The following is a 13,890-nucleotide window of genomic DNA, read 5'->3' on the forward strand; positions in this document are numbered from 1 at the left end:
AGAATGGTCCTCTGGTATTCGGCTCGCGTGAGGCGCCCTCTAACCCCTCTGCGTTGCCAGTCCTCGAGACAACGGCTTCCCTGTCCCCACGGGGGCGCCCTTGGATCAACCACGCAGTCATTCAGGAGCGTAAAGAACCGTGGCCGTTAAGATCCGGCTCCTGCGGATGGGCAAGATCCGCAACCCGCAGTACCGCATCGTCGTCGCCGACTCGCGCACCAAGCGCGACGGTCGCGCCATCGAGTACGTCGGCATCTACCAGCCGAAGGAACACCCCTCGGTCATCCAGGTGAAGTCCGAGCGCGTGCAGTACTGGCTGTCGGTCGGCGCGCAGCCGAGCGAGGCCGTGCAGCGCATCCTCGAGAAGACCGGCGACTGGCAGCAGTTCAAGGGCCTCCCGGCCCCGCCGCCGCTGCTCGTCAAGGAGCAGAAGCAGAGCCGCACCGAGATCTACGAGGCCGAGGCCAAGTCGGCCGCCGGCGTGGCCGACACCCCGGCCAAGAGCACCAAGCCGGCCAAGAAGGTCGCCGCTGCCCCGGAGGCCGCCGAGGCCAAGCCGGAGCAGACCAAGGTGGCCGACCGGGCCGAGCCCAACCGCGAGGCTGTCGCCGAGACCGCAGAGGACCCGGCCGGTGCCGGCGCCGACGCGAGCTGACGGGGCGCTCCGGCCGGCGCTGGAGCACCTCGTCAAGGGCATCGTCGACAACCCGGACGACGTCCGGGTCCGGCTGGTCGACTCGCGCCGCGGCAAGCGGCTCGAGGTTCGCGTGCACCCGGAGGACCTGGGAACGGTCATCGGGCGCGGCGGACGCACGGCCAAGGCCCTGCGGCAGGTCATCGGGTCGATCGGTGGGCGCGGCATCCGCGTCGACATCGTCGACGCGTACTGATCCGAGCTTCCGAAACGGCTTCGCCGTACTGCAAAGGAAGTTTGAGTGCTCTTAGTAGTCGGCCAGATCGGTAAGCCGCACGGCATCCGGGGCGAGGTCTCGGTGGTCGTGCGGACCGACGAACCGGAAGAACGTTTCGTCCCCGGGTCGGTGTTCGTGACGGAGGTCCCTCGGGTCCGCCGCGTGAGCACCGGCCCGGCGGCCGCTCCGGGGGTTCGTTTCGAGGTGCCGAAGCAGCTCACGCTCGAGGCCATCCGCTGGCATCAGGGCCGGGGGATCGCGCAGTTCGCGGACATTTACGACCGCAACCTCGCCGAGGCCCTGCGCGGCGTGTTTCTGCAGGTCGACAGCGGTTCCTTGGCGCCGCCGGACGATCCCGACGAGTTCCACGACCACCAGCTGGTCGGTCTGCGGGTCGAGTCGGCCGACGGCACCGTGCACGGGACGGTCGAGCGCATCGAGCACGCACCGGCCTCGGATCTGATCGTGCTCAGCAAGGCCGGTGGCGGCCGGGCGCTGATCCCCTTCGTCACGGCGATCGTGCCGACCGTTGATCTCGCGGGCGGCCGTGTGGTGGTCGATCTGCCCGAGGGTCTGCTGGATCTCTAGATGCGCGTCGACATCATCTCGATCTTCCCTGACTACTTCGCCCCGCTCGAGCTGTCGCTGATCGGCAAGGCGCGCACGACCGGGCTGCTCGACCTGTCCGTGCACGATCTGCGCACCTGGACGTCGGACGTGCATCGGACCGTCGACGACACCCCGTACGGGGGCGGGCCGGGCATGGTGATGCGGCCCGAGCCGTGGGGGCAGGCGCTGGACGCGGTGGGTCCGGGCACGCTGGTGGTGCCGTCGCCCGTGGGCAAGCCGTTCACGCAGGCCGACGCGTACGAACTGGCCGCTCAGCAGCATCTGATCTTCGCCTGCGGCCGGTACGAGGGCATCGACCAGCGGGTGATCGACGACGCGGCGTCCCGGATGCCCGTGCGTGAGGTCTCGCTGGGCGACTACGTGCTGTTCGGCGGCGAGGTCGCGGTCATCGTGATCATGGAGGCGATCACCCGGCTGCTGCCCGGCGTGCTGGGTAACGCGGATTCGCTGACCGAGGAGTCGCACGCGGCCGGACTGCTGGAGGCGCCCGTCTACACGAAGCCGGCCTCGTGGCGTGGGCGGGACGTCCCGGACATTCTGCGCTCCGGTGACCACGGCCGGATCGCCCGGTGGCGGCGCGACCAGAGCCTTTCTCGTACGGCGTCCCGGCGGCCCGACATGATGGCGGCGTACCCGCCCGAGCATTTGGACAAAGCGGACAGGAAGGCCCTCGACGAGGGTGGATTTCAGATCACGCCTCCCTCTGTGGCAAAGTAGGGAGGTTGCCGATTTCGTCCCACGCCGTGGAGCGGAGTCGAGGATCTTCTGAACGTTTCCGAAGATCAGAATTACCCCTGTGCGCATCGAACTCCCGGTGCGCCTTTGAGTACGACGAGGATGCAGCGATGAACACGCTGGACGCTCTCGACGCCCAGTCGCAGCGCACCGACATTCCCGCCTTCCGGGCCGGCGACACCGTCAAGGTGCACGCCCGAGTCGTCGAAGGCAACCGTTCCCGCGTCCAGGTCTTCCAGGGCGTCGTGATCGGCCGCCAGGGCGCCGGTCTGCGCGAGACCTTCAAGGTTCGCAAGATCAGCTTCGGCGTCGGTGTCGAGCGGACCTACCCGCTCAACAGCCCGGCGATCGACAAGATCGAGGTCGTGAGCCGCGGTGACGTCCGCCGCGCCAAGCTCTACTACCTGCGCGAGCTCCGCGGCAAGAAGGCCAAGATCAAGGAGCTGCGGGAGAAGCAGACCGTCTGATCGTCATCGATCCGAGCACACTCGCACTACTCTTGCCGTGTGCCGGATGGGATCAGTGTGAACCCTTCCAGCACTACCGCCCGTAAGTCCCCGCGAGGGGAAATACTCGGGCGGTAGTGCTGTATCCGGGGTAGTTCGGCCGGTCGGCGGCGGGAGATGCGAAGCGTGGAACCGATGGAGGGCTACGGCCCGGCTTCTCGGCGGCGACGGGGACTGGTCCGGCGCAAAGAGATGCCACTCTGGCAAGAGCTGCCGCTGCTGCTGGTGGTCGCCTTCTGCCTGGCCGTCCTGATCCGGACCTTCCTGGTGCAGGCGTTCTACATCCCCAGCGGGTCGATGGAGAACACGCTGCTCGTCAAGGACAGGGTGCTGGTCAACAAGGTCATCTACGACATGCGCGACCCCGTCCGCGGCGAGATCGTGGTGTTCCGCGGCGACGAGAACTGGACCCCCGAGGTCAGCGAGCCGGTCAGCAACACGTTCGCGGCGAAGCTCGGCCGCACGATCGGCGACCTCGTCGGCGTCAGCCGCCCGGGGGAACGCGACTTCATCAAACGGGTGATCGGCCTGCCGGGCGACAAGGTCGCCTGCTGCGACGCCAAGGGGCGGATCACCGTCAACGGCGTCGGCATGGACGAGCCGTACATCGCCGACGGTTTCAACTCCGACCTCAACCAGCCGCCCAACCCGAACCAGTGCACCAGCCGGCGCTTCAACGAGGTGATCGTCCCGGAGGGTGAGATGTTCGTCATGGGCGATCACCGCCAGGTTTCGCAGGATGCGCGATGCCAGGGCCCCGTGCCGATCAGCAACGCCATCGGGCGGGCCTTCGTCATCGTCTGGCCGAGCAATCGGTTCACCAGCCTCTCGGTGCCGGACGTATGGAAGGCGTACGCCGCCGACCATCCGACCGCGGCCGCCCCGGCGCTCGAGCCGGTGCGCGAGCAGAGCCCCGCGACCGAGGTGTTCGCCCTCCCGTTTCTGTTAAGTGCGGCGTTATCCGCGCGTTCCGGACTGCCGTTCCGGACCCGGCGACGTAGGCTCCCCTCGTGATTGACGAGCAGACCGAGAAGCGCAAGAGTTCCTTCTGGCGCGAGCTACCGATCCTGCTGGGCGTGGCGGTTCTGGTCGCCGTGCTGGTGCGCGCTTTCGTGCTGCAGACGTTCTACATCCCGTCGCCGTCCATGGAGCACACGCTCAACGTGCTCGACCGGGTGCTCGTCAACAAGCTGGTCTACGACTTCCGCGAGCCCCGCCGCGGCGAGATCATCGTCTTCGAGGCGCCGTCGCAGTGGCAGTCGGGCGCCGACGGCGAAGACTTCATCAAGCGCATCATCGGCGTTCCGGGCGACCAGATCTCTTTCAAGGCGTCCGAGAACAAGCTGAGGATCAACGGTGTGCTGCTCGACGAGCCGTACATCTTCAAGAACGAGGCCGGCGAGCAGGACGCGCCCGCCGATGAGGACTTCGACGTCACGGTTCCGCCCGACCGCCTGTGGGTGATGGGCGACCACCGTTCGGCCTCGGGCGACTCGCTCGAGCACTACCAGGACAGCGACAAGAACGTCATGGAGGCGACGATCCCCGAGGACTCGATCGTCGGCCGCGCGTTCACCGTGTTCTGGCCGGTCGGGCGGGCCACCTGGCTCTCGGTGCCGGACGGCTTCAGCGCGATCCCCGATCCCAAGTAACACCCGCTCGTAAGATCCACCTCGGGCGCAATAGGCTTGAGCACGTGACCGTTGTCCAACGCCGCGCCGCCCGTGTGCTGCTCGTCGACTCGGCCGGCCGGGCCCTGCTGCTCTACGGCGGCGATCCGGCCCGGCCCGGCACAAGTTGGTGGTTCACCCCCGGCGGCGGGCTGGAAAGCGACGAGACGCCCGCTGAGGGCGCCGCCCGCGAGCTCTTCGAGGAGATCGGCTTGCGGGTCGATCCGGTCGAGCTGGGCGAGCCGGTCTTCCGCCACGTCGCCGAGTTCAGCTACGACGCCCGCGACTATCGCCAGGAGCAGGATTTCTTCGTCCTGCGGGTGCCCGCGTGGCAGGTCGACACGGCGGGCATGGACGCCGAGGAGAAGGCGACCATCACCGCGCACCGTTGGTGGTCGGCCGACGAGATCGAGGCCAGCTCCGAGTCGATCTTCCCGGTCGAGCTGCCCGAGTTGTTGCGGCAGGTCCCCTGATGCTGGCCCCGCCCCGCACAGTGGTCCGCCGCGAAGGCGGCCTCTACGCGCTCGAACGTGCCCTGCAGCGCCGCGGCTTCCGGCAGGTGGCCGGGGCCGACGAGGCCGGTCGGGGCGCCTGCGCCGGTCCGCTCGTGGCCGCGGCGGCCGTGCTGCCCGAGGGCAAACGCGGCGAGATCGACGAGCTGGCCGATTCCAAACTGCTCACGCCGGCCGCCCGCGAGCGCGTCTACGAGCAGGTGGTCGAGCGCGCGCTGGCCTGGTCGGTGGTGATCGTGCCGGCCACCGAGGTCGACGCGCGCGGCCTGCACGTGTGCAATCTGGCCGCCATGCGCCGGGCGCTCGCGTCGCTGACCACCCGGCCGGAATACGTGCTGACCGACGGGTTCCCGGTCGACGGCCTGGGCGTGCCCGGCCTGGCGGTGTGGAAGGGCGACCGCGTCGCCGCCTGCGTGGCCGCGGCCAGCGTGCTGGCCAAGGTCACCCGGGACCGGATCATGGTGGAGATGCACGACCAGTTCCCGGCGTACGGGTTCGCTGTGCACAAGGGTTACATCACCGACGAGCACAGCGCCGCGCTCAAGCAGCACGGGCCCTGCGCCGAGCACCGGTTCTCGTACGTGAACGTGGCAGCCGCCTCCGGACGGGGTAATCGCCCGCCGCGGGCCCGCCGCCCCGTGCCGGCCCAGCCAGTACTCTTTGATGCATCCGACACCACGTCCCTCGTGCTTCCGGAGACCCCTGGGAGTACCGTCGGCGTGGCGTCGGGCGACCAGCCTCAGCCGTCGCCGTCGGTGGGGGAAGATGAGGCCATGGAGGGCGAGAAGCGATGAGCGCAGAGGATCTCGAGAAGTACGAGACCGAGATGGAGCTGCAGCTCTACCGGGAGTACCGCGACATCGTCCGCCAGTTCTCCTACGTGGTGGAGACGGAGCGCCGGTTCTACCTGGCCAATCAGGTCGACCTGCACGTGCGCAACTCCGACGGCGAGGTGTATTTCGAGGTCGAGATGCACGACGCCTGGGTCTGGGACATGTATCGCCCGGCCCGTTTCGTGAAAAACGTTCGGGTCATGACGTTCAAGGACGTGAACGTCGAGGAGCTCGAGAAGCCGGACATCTCCCTGCCGGACGAGCCCGGCTTCGGCGGCAGCTGAGTTATCCACAGGGCCGTTTTCCGCGGTCCTGATGCGGCAGATTCCTCGGCATGGTTCTGCTGCTCGCTCTTCTGTTGTTCGCATGGCCGGTCGTGCCGCCCGAGGTCACGCGCGCCTTCGATCCGCCGGCTCAACCGTGGCTGGCCGGGCATCGCGGGGTCGACCTCGCGGGTCCGCCGCTGACCGCGGTGCGCTCGGCCGGGCCGGGCACGGTGCTCTTCGCGGGCGGGCTCGCCGGCCGTGGGGTCGTCAGCATCGCCCACGCGGGCGGCTTGCGCACCACGTACGAGCCGGTCACCGCCACCGTCTCCGTGGGCGACGTGGTGGCTCAGGGCGACCCGATCGGGCTTCTCCAGACCGGGCACGCGGGCTGCCCCGCGGCGGCCTGCCTGCACTGGGGATTGCGCCGGGGGTCGCTCTATCTCGACCCGCTGGCCCTGCTCGGACTGGGCCGGGTGCGGTTGCTGCCGGTTCAGCGGCGGTAGTCGCTTTGTCCGGGCCCGAGGTCGCTTCGTCGGCGGCCGTGGTCGCTTGTTCAGCGGCGGTAGTCGTGCAGCAGCTGGGGGAGGCGTTCGGCGAACCGGTCGTATTCGTCGGGCCGGTTGTAGACCTGCGCGCTCAGCCGCAGCAGGCCCCGGCCGCCCCACGCGTTCACCGCGGTCTCCACAGCCAGCTTGTCGGAGATGTGCTGCCGCAGCGCCTGCGCCTCGGGCGGGGTGGTGGCCAGACCGGCCGGCAACGGCACGATCCGCATCGAGACCTCGGTGTCACCCGGCTCGGGCAGCTCCCGCGCCTCCAACGCCGCCCCGACCACCCGCTGGCCGTAAGCGGCGAGTGCGGCATTGTGCGCGCGCACCTCGTCCCAGCCCAGGGTGCGCAGCGTGAAAAGGCCGGTCGGCGCGGCCAGCCACGGGGTGTGGTCGACCGTGCCCTGGTGCTCCACCGACTGCGGGTAACCCTCCTCCTGATCCCACGACACCACCGGCGGCTCGATCTTGCGCCGCCAGGGCGGAGCGACCGCGAGCAGGGCCGTGCCGCGCGGGGCGAAGGCCCATTTGTGCAGGTTTCCCACCCAGAAGTCGGCCCTGATAGCGTCCACGTCGACGGGCAGCATGCCGGGCACGTGGGCGGCGTCGACCAGCACCGGGATGTCGTGCTCGTGGGCGGCCGCGGTGATCTCCCGTACCGGAAAGGTCATGGCTGTGGCCGACGACAACTGGTCGACGATCAGCAGCTTGGTCCGCCCGGGGCGCAGGGCCGCGCGGATCCGGCTGACCACCTCGGCGTCGGTGGCGCCCAGCGGCAGCGTGACGGTCCGCACGGTCGCGCCGGCCCGGCGGCAGCGGCGGCGGGCGGCGATGGCCACGGCGCCGTAACTGTGATCGGTGAGCAGCACCTCGTCGGCCGATTCGAGCCGCACCGAGTTCAGCGCGATCGAGGCGCCGGTGGTCGCGTTGGCCACCAGGGCGCTGCCCTCCGGGTCGGCGCCCAGGAAGGCCGCGACGTGGCGTCGGGTATGGATGATGCGGTCGCCCAGGCCCTGCGTGAAGAAACGCAGCGGGTTCGACTCGATCTCGTCGCGCAGCCGCTGCTGGGCCCGCTGCACCCCGATCGGCACGGCGCCGAACGAGCCGTGGTTGAGATAGGACACACCCGGGTCGAGCGAGAACAGGAGGCGGGCGCCGGGGATGGGGGCGGGCGGTTCGGGGGCGCTCACTCTCCGATCGTACGGGGTCACGCCCGCGGGTGCGCCTGTTTGAACGCCGCACGGAGGCGCTCCGTCGACACGTGGGTGTAGATCTGCGTGCTCGACAACGAGGAGTGGCCCAGCAGATCCTGCACCGCGCGCAAGTCGGCGCCACCGTCGAGCAGGTGGGTGGCGGCCAAGTGGCGCAGATCGTGCGGGCTGGTGTGCGGCAGCCCGGCCGCGCGGGCGGCGGCGTCCACGATCCGGCGCACAACCGTCTGCTGCAGGCGGCCGCCCTTGACCCCCAGGAAAAGCGCGTCGCCGCTGGCCTTGACGGCCAGTTTCGGGCGGGCGTGCCGGCGATAGGCGTCGAGGGCCTTCTGGGCCGGGATCCCGTACGGGACCGCCCGCTCCTTGGCGCCCTTGCCGAAGACCCGCACGACCCGTCGCGCCTCGTCCACGTCGGCCTGGTTGAGGCCGCAGAGCTCACTGACCCGTACGCCGGTGGCGTAGAGCAGCTCCAGGACGGCCCGATCGCGCAGGCTCTCCGGATCCTCCTCGTTCCCGGCCATCAACGCCTCGGCCTGGTCGGCCCGCAGCACCGTGGGCAGCGTGCGGTGGGTTTTCGGGCTGGCCAGGTGGGCGCCGGGATCAGCCGGGACACGACCGGTGCGGAACGCCCACGCGGTGAAGGCGCGGGCCGCGGCCGCCCGGCGGGCCTGCGACGTCCGGGCCGCACCCTGCCGTATGCGTGCCGCGAGCCAGCCCCGCAGCAGCACGATGTCGAGCTCGGCCAGGGTGGTGAGGCCGGCCTCGGCCGCGTGGTCGAGCAGCGAGACGACGTCACCCAGATAGGCGCGTACGGTCTCGGCCGAGCGGTCGTCGACCCGGGCCAGATGATGACCGAACTCGTCGACCGCCGCGCGCATCTCCGGCGGCAGCCGCTCGTGCGTCTCACGTGTTCCCACACGTCGACGTTCTTCGTTCCGCGCGTGATCGTCAAGCGGCCACGCGCGCTCTTGCCCGGCGTTCCTAGACTGCCCTCACCATGGCAGCGATCCGCGGCATCCTCGTGCTGGCCCTCCTGGGCGTGCTTTCCGGCTGTTCCCCGCTCGAATCCCCGACCTCCACCCCGACCACCGTGCCGTCGGCCAAGTCGGGTTTCGGCGGTCCCGACCCGGCGGCGGTCTCGGTGACGGAGGAGACGTTCCAGACGCCGTCCAAAAACATCGTCTGCGCCCTCACCTCCTCCGAGGTGCGGTGCGACATCGCCCAGAAGGAGTGGTCGGCGCCCGCCAAACCGGCCGACTGCGAGCTCGACTGGGGGAACGGGCTCGTCGTCACGGACGGCGAGGCCGCCTACAGCTGCGCCGGCGACACCCTGCTGGGGTCGGCCCGCACCACGCTGCAATACGGGTCGGCCCTCCGCGCCGGGACGGTCCGCTGCGACAGCGCCAGCAGCGGGCTGACATGCAAGGACGAGGAGACCGCACACGGCTTCACGATGGCGACGGCGAAACACAGACTGTTCTGAGTTTTGTCGTACCCCGGGCCTAATGTCTCGGGCATGGCTAGCTGGCATGAGATCGAAAAGGACGCACCGGCCTTCGCCGAACGGGTCAAGGCCCTCTTCGACGCGGGCACCAACAAGACGATCGCCACCCTCCGCCGCGACGGATCCCCGCGCATCAGCGCGAACGAGGCCAAGTTCGACAACGGCGAGCTGACCTTCGGCATGATGGCCGGCTCGATGAAGCTGCGTGACGTCCGCCGCGACCCCAGGCTGGCCATGCACGCGCCGACCCTGGAGCCACCGGCCGACAACCCTTCGGCTGGTCCCGGCGACGCCAAGCTGGCCGGCGTGGCCGTCGAGATCGAACCACCCGCCGACTGGCCACACGGGGAAGCCGGCTTGTTCCGCATAGACATCCACGAGGTGGTGCTCACCTACGTGGGCGTCCCGGCCGACCACCTGGTGATCGAAAGCTGGCACACCGGCCGCGGCCACACCCGCCGAACCAGAACCTGATCCCCCGTAAGCCGGAGCCGCCCACGTTCTTCACGCGCTCGCGCTTTGCTCCCCTACTTGGCCTGCCCGTGTTGGGCGCCGTTTTCGCGTGCTCGTGCCTTTTCCACCAGTGTTCGCGCCTTGTCCGCCGGTGTTCGCGCTTCGTCCGCGTTCCCACCTGGTCCGTCGGTGTTTGCTTCGTCCGCGCTCCGACCTGGTCCGCCGGTGTTCGCTTCGGCCGCGCTCCCACCTGGTCCGCCGGTGTTCGCTTCGGCCGCGCTCCCACCTGGTCCGCCGGTGTTCGCTTCGTCCGTCCGCGTTCGGGCTCGCCGGCCCGAACCCGCCTCTTCGGCGACGCTTCAGCGTGCGCGGTGGGTGAGGCGACCCGTCACCGGCGCGCTGGGTCGGTGGGTGCTACGGGCGGGTGAGCTGCACGCGGTCGGCGGGGTGGACGGTCTCGGTGCCGTCGGTGCCGGTGACAACGAGCACGGGCACCCCCTCGCCGAGGCGGTATTTGCGGCGCTCGGCGTCCGTGGGCATCCGGGCGCCGGCGCGTTCGCCGCGGGCCAGCGTGATGATCTCCATCGGCTCGGGCACGCGCACAAAGGTGCCGCGCGGCCGGTCGACGGTCACCAGGCCCTCGGTGCGAAGCTGCCCGATCGCCTGGCGGACGGTGGTGCGACTGATGCCGTATTCCTGCGCGAGGCGCAACTCGCTGGGCAGCGGCTCACCCGGCCCCAGCTCCCCCGATTCGATCTGATTGCGGAGCAGGTCAGCCAGTTGCCGGAAGACCGCCCGGTCCGCGGAGGGATCGATCATGGACCTCATCCTACGTGACCACGATGCTCCATCGGATTGTACGTACGAAGCCATGTAGGTATGATAATTCTGCCGCACTGAGAAGGCTGAGACTTGATCGGGCGGCAGGGCGGGCGGCGGTAAAGCCGCAAAACGAGGTGCGCAAGCACCCACGGGACGGCCCAGCCGTCGCCCGTTCTTCCGCTCCTCCGGAGCCCTCACCAGCGCCCAGCGCCCAGCGCCCAGCGCCCAGCGCCCAGCGCCCAGCGCCCAGCGCCCAGCGCCGTTGGCCGGTCATCTCTGCTCCGCCGACGGACGTGCGCGGTCCACCAGAAGTGGCAACGGCGAACCACCGCACGGCCCCCGATCTCCAGCGCCGTGCGGTGGTTGCCGGCCCACTAGGCCGCGAACGTCTTCGCCTGGTCCGTTCCCGGTTCGACGCGGCGAAGACCATCCGGATCGATGGCAGCCCGGCGCGCCCACCCGAGAAACCGCTCATAGAGATCCGTCGGCGTCATCTGCCCGATCGAGATCAAATCACCGAGCGCGTCATACATCTGAGCTGACAGATAGAGGGTCAGCATCGACGGAAAGCGGTGATACTCCTTCAGCAACTTCTTCCGCGCAGCCCCACAGGGCCACGCCTCCCCGCAGGCCATACAGTCCCACCCGGGCCGGCCGTTCAGGTGCCCCACTGACGCAGCCGCGCCCGGCACCCTCGTCCTCCTGGCCACTTTGGTCCCCGCGGAGTTCCGCGTCCCGGGCGCAGCACTGGATCGACCGGAGGGCATGCCGCCTCGCCCCGAGGTGGACTCTTGCCTTTTCACCGCCGCCGGCCCCGACTGGGGTTCCGACCCATACACCCGTGCCTCACCCGCTATCCGCGCGTCTGCGGGTGCCCGTGCCTCCGCGGGCCTCTGCGCGTCTGGGTCTGCCTGCGTGTCCCCGGGCGTCTGTGATTGCTCGGCCGCCTGGGGGTCGTCGGGTTCGTTCGGCCCGCGGCCCTCGGGGACGGGTGGATCGGGTGGCTCCGGCGGCGGGTCGGTTGTCGTCATGACGGTTCCCCCAATGCGCCCTTGAAGGGGCGGCGGTGCTGTCCTATGCCGACGAGCGGATCGGATCGCTGGTGATCCCGAGTGGCGAACATCGGCCCTGGCGGTGATCGACGCCTCGGCCGGCGTCGCTACCGAGGTGCTTCAGCGGTTAGGCGGCCGCCTGGTCTCAGGTGGCTGAGGCCCGGCGAAACTCGGCCGGATCATGTCGAGTGGTGCGTTGAATGTGCCGGGCGACGCGGCGCGGCGGCAGCTTTCGACGGTGTCTTGATGACTCCGCAGACGCGTGCGCGGCCGTACCGTCGTGTGTGCGGGCGGCTGTCGCCCGGCGGCTTCTGGGGTCTCCGCGCGGGAGAGTGGCCGCCGCCGGGCGAGCAGCGTGACAGAGCTGTGGGATCGCTCTCTGTCTTGCCCGGTCTCAAGGTTTCTGCGTGGCTGGACCTCCTTTCCGTCGCGGGGGTGGGTGAGGGCGGGGAAAGGTCTGGCGTAAGTACGACGCGGGCTGCGAAGGTGCTGGGCTCGAGATCACGAGTGAGAAGGTCACGCGGACCGAGACCGCCGGCAGCGGCGCCGCGGGGAGGGTAGGGGAGTGGGACCGAGGGGACGAGGGCGTCGACGCACGGAGCGGTCAGGCCGCACGTGCATCGCCGCCAGAACGACCGCCACGTGCGTCGATGGATCGGGCCGACGGGCACGAGAGGGGTTGTCTGGCGACGCCTTGTCATGGGAACAGTGTAGATGACATACGACTAGCTGTCTCCTATCAACTTGATGATTGACTAATAGTCTCGCGCCTACGGTCGATCATGTGGCAGCGAAACCGATCCGGCTCATGGGGGCGCACGAGATCCGCATCCGCTTGGGTGGGGTGAGCCGGCAGCGTGCGTATCAGATCACCAGCCGCGCTGACTTCCCCAAGCCCATCGCCGACCTGGCCCAGGGCAAAGTCTGGGCGGCCGACGATGTCGAGGCGTGGATGAAGGTGCACCGCCGCGATCTGGACGACTCGGAGGACTGACCCCGGCCGGGTGCCGGAGAGGCAGGGGAGAGCGGGCGACCGGGAGGCGCCCGCCGTTGTGCTGCGCGAAGAAACATCATCGGCGTCTCCGGGCCAGCGCCACCCCGGTCCCGCGGCGTTCGATCAGGCCGGTCAGCTCCAACAGGGACAGCCGCCGCAGCACGAGCCGTAGTGACAGCCCGGCCCGGGCGGCGAGATCCTCGGGCGTGATGACCCCACGCCGGGGCACGGATTCCAGGATCAGGGCCGATTCCTCGTCGAGGGTGTCCCGCCGATGTTCGGGCCCGCGCGGCACGGCGGCCTGATACTCGCCGACCCGGCCCACCGCCTCCAGCACGTCGGCCAGCCCCGTGACCAGGGTCGCGTCGGGCCTCGAGCGCAGCAGTTCGTGGCAGCCGACCGACATCGCCGACGTGATCGGCCCCGGCACCACCATCGCGGGCCGGCCCAGGGCCAGCACCCGCCCCATGGTCTGGATCGCCCCGCTGCGCGCCGCCGCCTCGACCAGCACGGTTCCGGCGGTCGCGGCCGCGATCACCCGGTTGCGGATCAGGAAGCGGTGCTTGTACGGCTCCGACCCCGGTGGCCACTCACTGATCAGCAGGCCGGTCTCGGCGATCTGCTCGAACATCGCCGTGTTGCCCATCGGGTACGGCCGATCGACCCCGCAGGCGAGAACGGCCACCGTACGCCCGCCGGCCGCCAGCGCCGCCCGATGAGCGGCCGCGTCGATGCCGAACGCGCCGCCCGACACCACCGTCCAGTTCTGTTCGGCCAATCCGTACGCGATCTCGGTTGTCGCATGAATGCCGTAGCTCGACGCCGCCCGGGCGCCCACGACCGCGACCGACCGTTCGAGTGTTTCGCCCAGCGGCCAGTCCCCGCGAACCCAGAAGCACAGCGGCGGCCGCACATCGTGGTTGATCCGCTGGGATCCTTCGAGCGTCAGCGTGGCCAGCGCCCCGACCCGGTCCGGCCATTCGTCGTCGGACGGCACCACGATGCGTGCGCCCAGCCGTTCGGCCCGGCGCAGCGTCAGCTCGGCCAGCCGCCGTGGATCGAGGTTGGCCGCCTTGGCGATCGCGGCCGCTCGCAGTGCTTTGTCCGGTACGTCACCCCGCAGCACCCGGGCCAGGGCCGTCTCGGCGCCGTCCTCCTCCACAAGCGACCACACTGTCCGGTTCCCCGGTTCCGCGAGCCAGGTGAGCGCAACCCGCGCCGCCCGATCGCCCTCGCCCGCGGCGGG

The 13,890-nt window shown here is 69.9% G+C and carries 19 protein-coding genes; 14 read left to right on the forward strand and 5 right to left on the reverse strand.

Annotated features, from left to right (window positions below; translation table 11 throughout):
• The first annotated feature begins 139 nt into the window (after positions 1–139).
• From rpsP to BKA14_RS37235, 11 genes are all read left to right on the forward strand, one after another.
• Positions 140–655 (forward strand): 30S ribosomal protein S16, encoded by a 516-nt coding sequence (gene rpsP, locus BKA14_RS37185; protein WP_184955417.1) that lies wholly within the window; start codon positions 140–142, stop codon positions 653–655.
• Positions 633–890 (forward strand): RNA-binding protein, encoded by a 258-nt coding sequence (locus BKA14_RS37190; RefSeq protein WP_014447131.1) that lies wholly within the window; start codon positions 633–635, stop codon positions 888–890. The genes rpsP and BKA14_RS37190 overlap by 23 nt, the downstream gene beginning before the upstream one ends.
• Before the next feature lie 45 nt (positions 891–935).
• Positions 936–1,499: a ribosome maturation factor RimM gene (rimM, locus tag BKA14_RS37195; protein WP_184955418.1), complete on the forward strand. Its 564-nt coding sequence runs from the start codon at positions 936–938 to the stop codon at positions 1,497–1,499.
• Positions 1,500–2,258, forward strand: coding sequence for a tRNA (guanosine(37)-N1)-methyltransferase TrmD (trmD, locus tag BKA14_RS37200; protein WP_184955419.1), 759 nt, complete (start codon positions 1,500–1,502; stop codon positions 2,256–2,258).
• A 128-nt stretch (positions 2,259–2,386) separates the two neighbouring features.
• Positions 2,387–2,743 carry a 50S ribosomal protein L19 gene (gene rplS / locus BKA14_RS37205; protein ID WP_184955420.1) on the forward strand — a complete coding sequence of 119 codons (357 nt, stop codon included), beginning with the start codon at positions 2,387–2,389 and terminating at the stop codon, positions 2,741–2,743.
• A 156-nt stretch (positions 2,744–2,899) separates the two neighbouring features.
• The gene (gene lepB, locus BKA14_RS37210; RefSeq protein ID WP_184955421.1) at positions 2,900–3,796 is read left to right on the forward strand and encodes a signal peptidase I; all 897 of its coding nucleotides are present in this window, start codon (positions 2,900–2,902) and stop codon (positions 3,794–3,796) included.
• Positions 3,793–4,434 (forward strand): signal peptidase I, encoded by a 642-nt coding sequence (gene lepB / locus BKA14_RS37215; protein WP_184955422.1) that lies wholly within the window; start codon positions 3,793–3,795, stop codon positions 4,432–4,434. Before lepB (BKA14_RS37210) ends, lepB (BKA14_RS37215) begins: the two co-directional genes overlap by 4 nt.
• A gap of 44 nt (positions 4,435–4,478) precedes the next feature.
• Positions 4,479–4,925 (forward strand): NUDIX hydrolase, encoded by a 447-nt coding sequence (locus BKA14_RS37220; RefSeq protein WP_184955423.1) that lies wholly within the window; start codon positions 4,479–4,481, stop codon positions 4,923–4,925.
• A complete protein-coding gene (locus BKA14_RS37225; protein ID WP_184955424.1) occupies positions 4,925–5,758 on the forward strand; it encodes a ribonuclease HII in 834 nt (277 codons plus the stop codon). Before BKA14_RS37220 ends, BKA14_RS37225 begins: the two co-directional genes overlap by 1 nt.
• A complete protein-coding gene (locus BKA14_RS37230) occupies positions 5,755–6,081 on the forward strand; it encodes a DUF2469 domain-containing protein (protein WP_133874843.1) in 327 nt (108 codons plus the stop codon). The genes BKA14_RS37225 and BKA14_RS37230 overlap by 4 nt, the downstream gene beginning before the upstream one ends.
• 50 nt (positions 6,082–6,131) lie before the next feature.
• Positions 6,132–6,566: a murein hydrolase activator EnvC family protein gene (locus BKA14_RS37235; RefSeq protein WP_184955425.1), complete on the forward strand. Its 435-nt coding sequence runs from the start codon at positions 6,132–6,134 to the stop codon at positions 6,564–6,566.
• Positions 6,567–6,616: 50 nt separating this feature from the next.
• Here the strand turns inward: BKA14_RS37235 and BKA14_RS37240 are convergent, their stop codons facing one another.
• Both BKA14_RS37240 and BKA14_RS37245 read right to left on the reverse strand, forming a co-directional pair.
• Positions 6,617–7,798, reverse strand: a complete 1,182-nt coding sequence (locus BKA14_RS37240) for an aminotransferase class V-fold PLP-dependent enzyme (RefSeq protein WP_184955426.1) — start codon at positions 7,796–7,798, stop codon at positions 6,617–6,619.
• Between the two features lie 17 nt (positions 7,799–7,815).
• On the reverse strand, positions 7,816–8,697 hold the full coding sequence (locus BKA14_RS37245) for a tyrosine recombinase XerC (RefSeq protein WP_184957182.1): 882 nt from the start codon (positions 8,695–8,697) through the stop codon (positions 7,816–7,818).
• A 119-nt stretch (positions 8,698–8,816) separates the two neighbouring features.
• Here BKA14_RS37245 and BKA14_RS37250 point away from each other — a divergent pair, with 119 nt between their 5' ends.
• Both BKA14_RS37250 and BKA14_RS37255 read left to right on the forward strand, forming a co-directional pair.
• Positions 8,817–9,302, forward strand: a complete 486-nt coding sequence (locus BKA14_RS37250; RefSeq protein WP_184955427.1) for a DUF6636 domain-containing protein — start codon at positions 8,817–8,819, stop codon at positions 9,300–9,302.
• Between the two features lie 33 nt (positions 9,303–9,335).
• Complete coding sequence (locus BKA14_RS37255) at positions 9,336–9,797, forward strand: pyridoxamine 5'-phosphate oxidase family protein (RefSeq protein WP_184955428.1); 462 nt, start codon at positions 9,336–9,338, stop codon at positions 9,795–9,797.
• Between the two features lie 393 nt (positions 9,798–10,190).
• Here the strand turns inward: BKA14_RS37255 and BKA14_RS37260 are convergent, their stop codons facing one another.
• Both BKA14_RS37260 and BKA14_RS37265 read right to left on the reverse strand, forming a co-directional pair.
• On the reverse strand, positions 10,191–10,595 hold the full coding sequence (locus BKA14_RS37260) for a GntR family transcriptional regulator (RefSeq protein WP_184955429.1): 405 nt from the start codon (positions 10,593–10,595) through the stop codon (positions 10,191–10,193).
• A 377-nt stretch (positions 10,596–10,972) separates the two neighbouring features.
• A complete protein-coding gene (locus BKA14_RS37265; protein WP_184955430.1) occupies positions 10,973–11,158 on the reverse strand; it encodes a hypothetical protein in 186 nt (61 codons plus the stop codon).
• A 1,300-nt stretch (positions 11,159–12,458) separates the two neighbouring features.
• Between BKA14_RS37265 and BKA14_RS37270 the strand changes: the two genes are divergently transcribed.
• Positions 12,459–12,644, forward strand: coding sequence for a DNA-binding protein (locus BKA14_RS37270; RefSeq protein ID WP_184957183.1), 186 nt, complete (start codon positions 12,459–12,461; stop codon positions 12,642–12,644).
• A gap of 76 nt (positions 12,645–12,720) precedes the next feature.
• Here BKA14_RS37270 and dprA read toward each other — a convergent pair whose 3' ends face one another.
• Positions 12,721–13,818: a DNA-processing protein DprA gene (gene dprA, locus BKA14_RS37275; protein WP_438861932.1), complete on the reverse strand. Its 1,098-nt coding sequence runs from the start codon at positions 13,816–13,818 to the stop codon at positions 12,721–12,723.
• Between the last annotated feature and the right edge of the window lie 72 nt (positions 13,819–13,890).

The sequence above is a fragment of the Paractinoplanes abujensis genome, assembly GCF_014204895.1.
Taxonomy (GTDB): Bacteria; Actinomycetota; Actinomycetes; order Mycobacteriales; family Micromonosporaceae; genus Actinoplanes; species Actinoplanes abujensis.

What these genes read in the sequence shown, in the direction of transcription:
- BKA14_RS37255 (WP_184955428.1), top strand. Translation starts at nt 9,336, where the DNA reads ATGGCTAGCTGGCATGAGATCGAAAAGGACGCACCGGCCTTCGCCGAA.
- BKA14_RS37265 (WP_184955430.1), bottom strand. Translation starts at nt 11,158, where the DNA reads ATGCTGACCCTCTATCTGTCAGCTCAGATGTATGACGCGCTCGGTGAT.
- BKA14_RS37245 (WP_184957182.1), bottom strand. Translation starts at nt 8,697, where the DNA reads ATGCGCGCGGCGGTCGACGAGTTCGGTCATCATCTGGCCCGGGTCGAC.
- trmD (WP_184955419.1), top strand. Translation starts at nt 1,500, where the DNA reads ATGCGCGTCGACATCATCTCGATCTTCCCTGACTACTTCGCCCCGCTC.
- BKA14_RS37260 (WP_184955429.1), bottom strand. Translation starts at nt 10,595, where the DNA reads ATGATCGATCCCTCCGCGGACCGGGCGGTCTTCCGGCAACTGGCTGAC.
- rplS (WP_184955420.1), top strand. Translation starts at nt 2,387, where the DNA reads ATGAACACGCTGGACGCTCTCGACGCCCAGTCGCAGCGCACCGACATT.
- BKA14_RS37230 (WP_133874843.1), top strand. Translation starts at nt 5,755, where the DNA reads ATGAGCGCAGAGGATCTCGAGAAGTACGAGACCGAGATGGAGCTGCAG.
- BKA14_RS37270 (WP_184957183.1), top strand. Translation starts at nt 12,459, where the DNA reads ATGGGGGCGCACGAGATCCGCATCCGCTTGGGTGGGGTGAGCCGGCAG.
- BKA14_RS37250 (WP_184955427.1), top strand. Translation starts at nt 8,817, where the DNA reads ATGGCAGCGATCCGCGGCATCCTCGTGCTGGCCCTCCTGGGCGTGCTT.
- BKA14_RS37225 (WP_184955424.1), top strand. Translation starts at nt 4,925, where the DNA reads ATGCTGGCCCCGCCCCGCACAGTGGTCCGCCGCGAAGGCGGCCTCTAC.
- lepB (WP_184955421.1), top strand. Translation starts at nt 2,900, where the DNA reads ATGCGAAGCGTGGAACCGATGGAGGGCTACGGCCCGGCTTCTCGGCGG.
- BKA14_RS37235 (WP_184955425.1), top strand. Translation starts at nt 6,132, where the DNA reads ATGGTTCTGCTGCTCGCTCTTCTGTTGTTCGCATGGCCGGTCGTGCCG.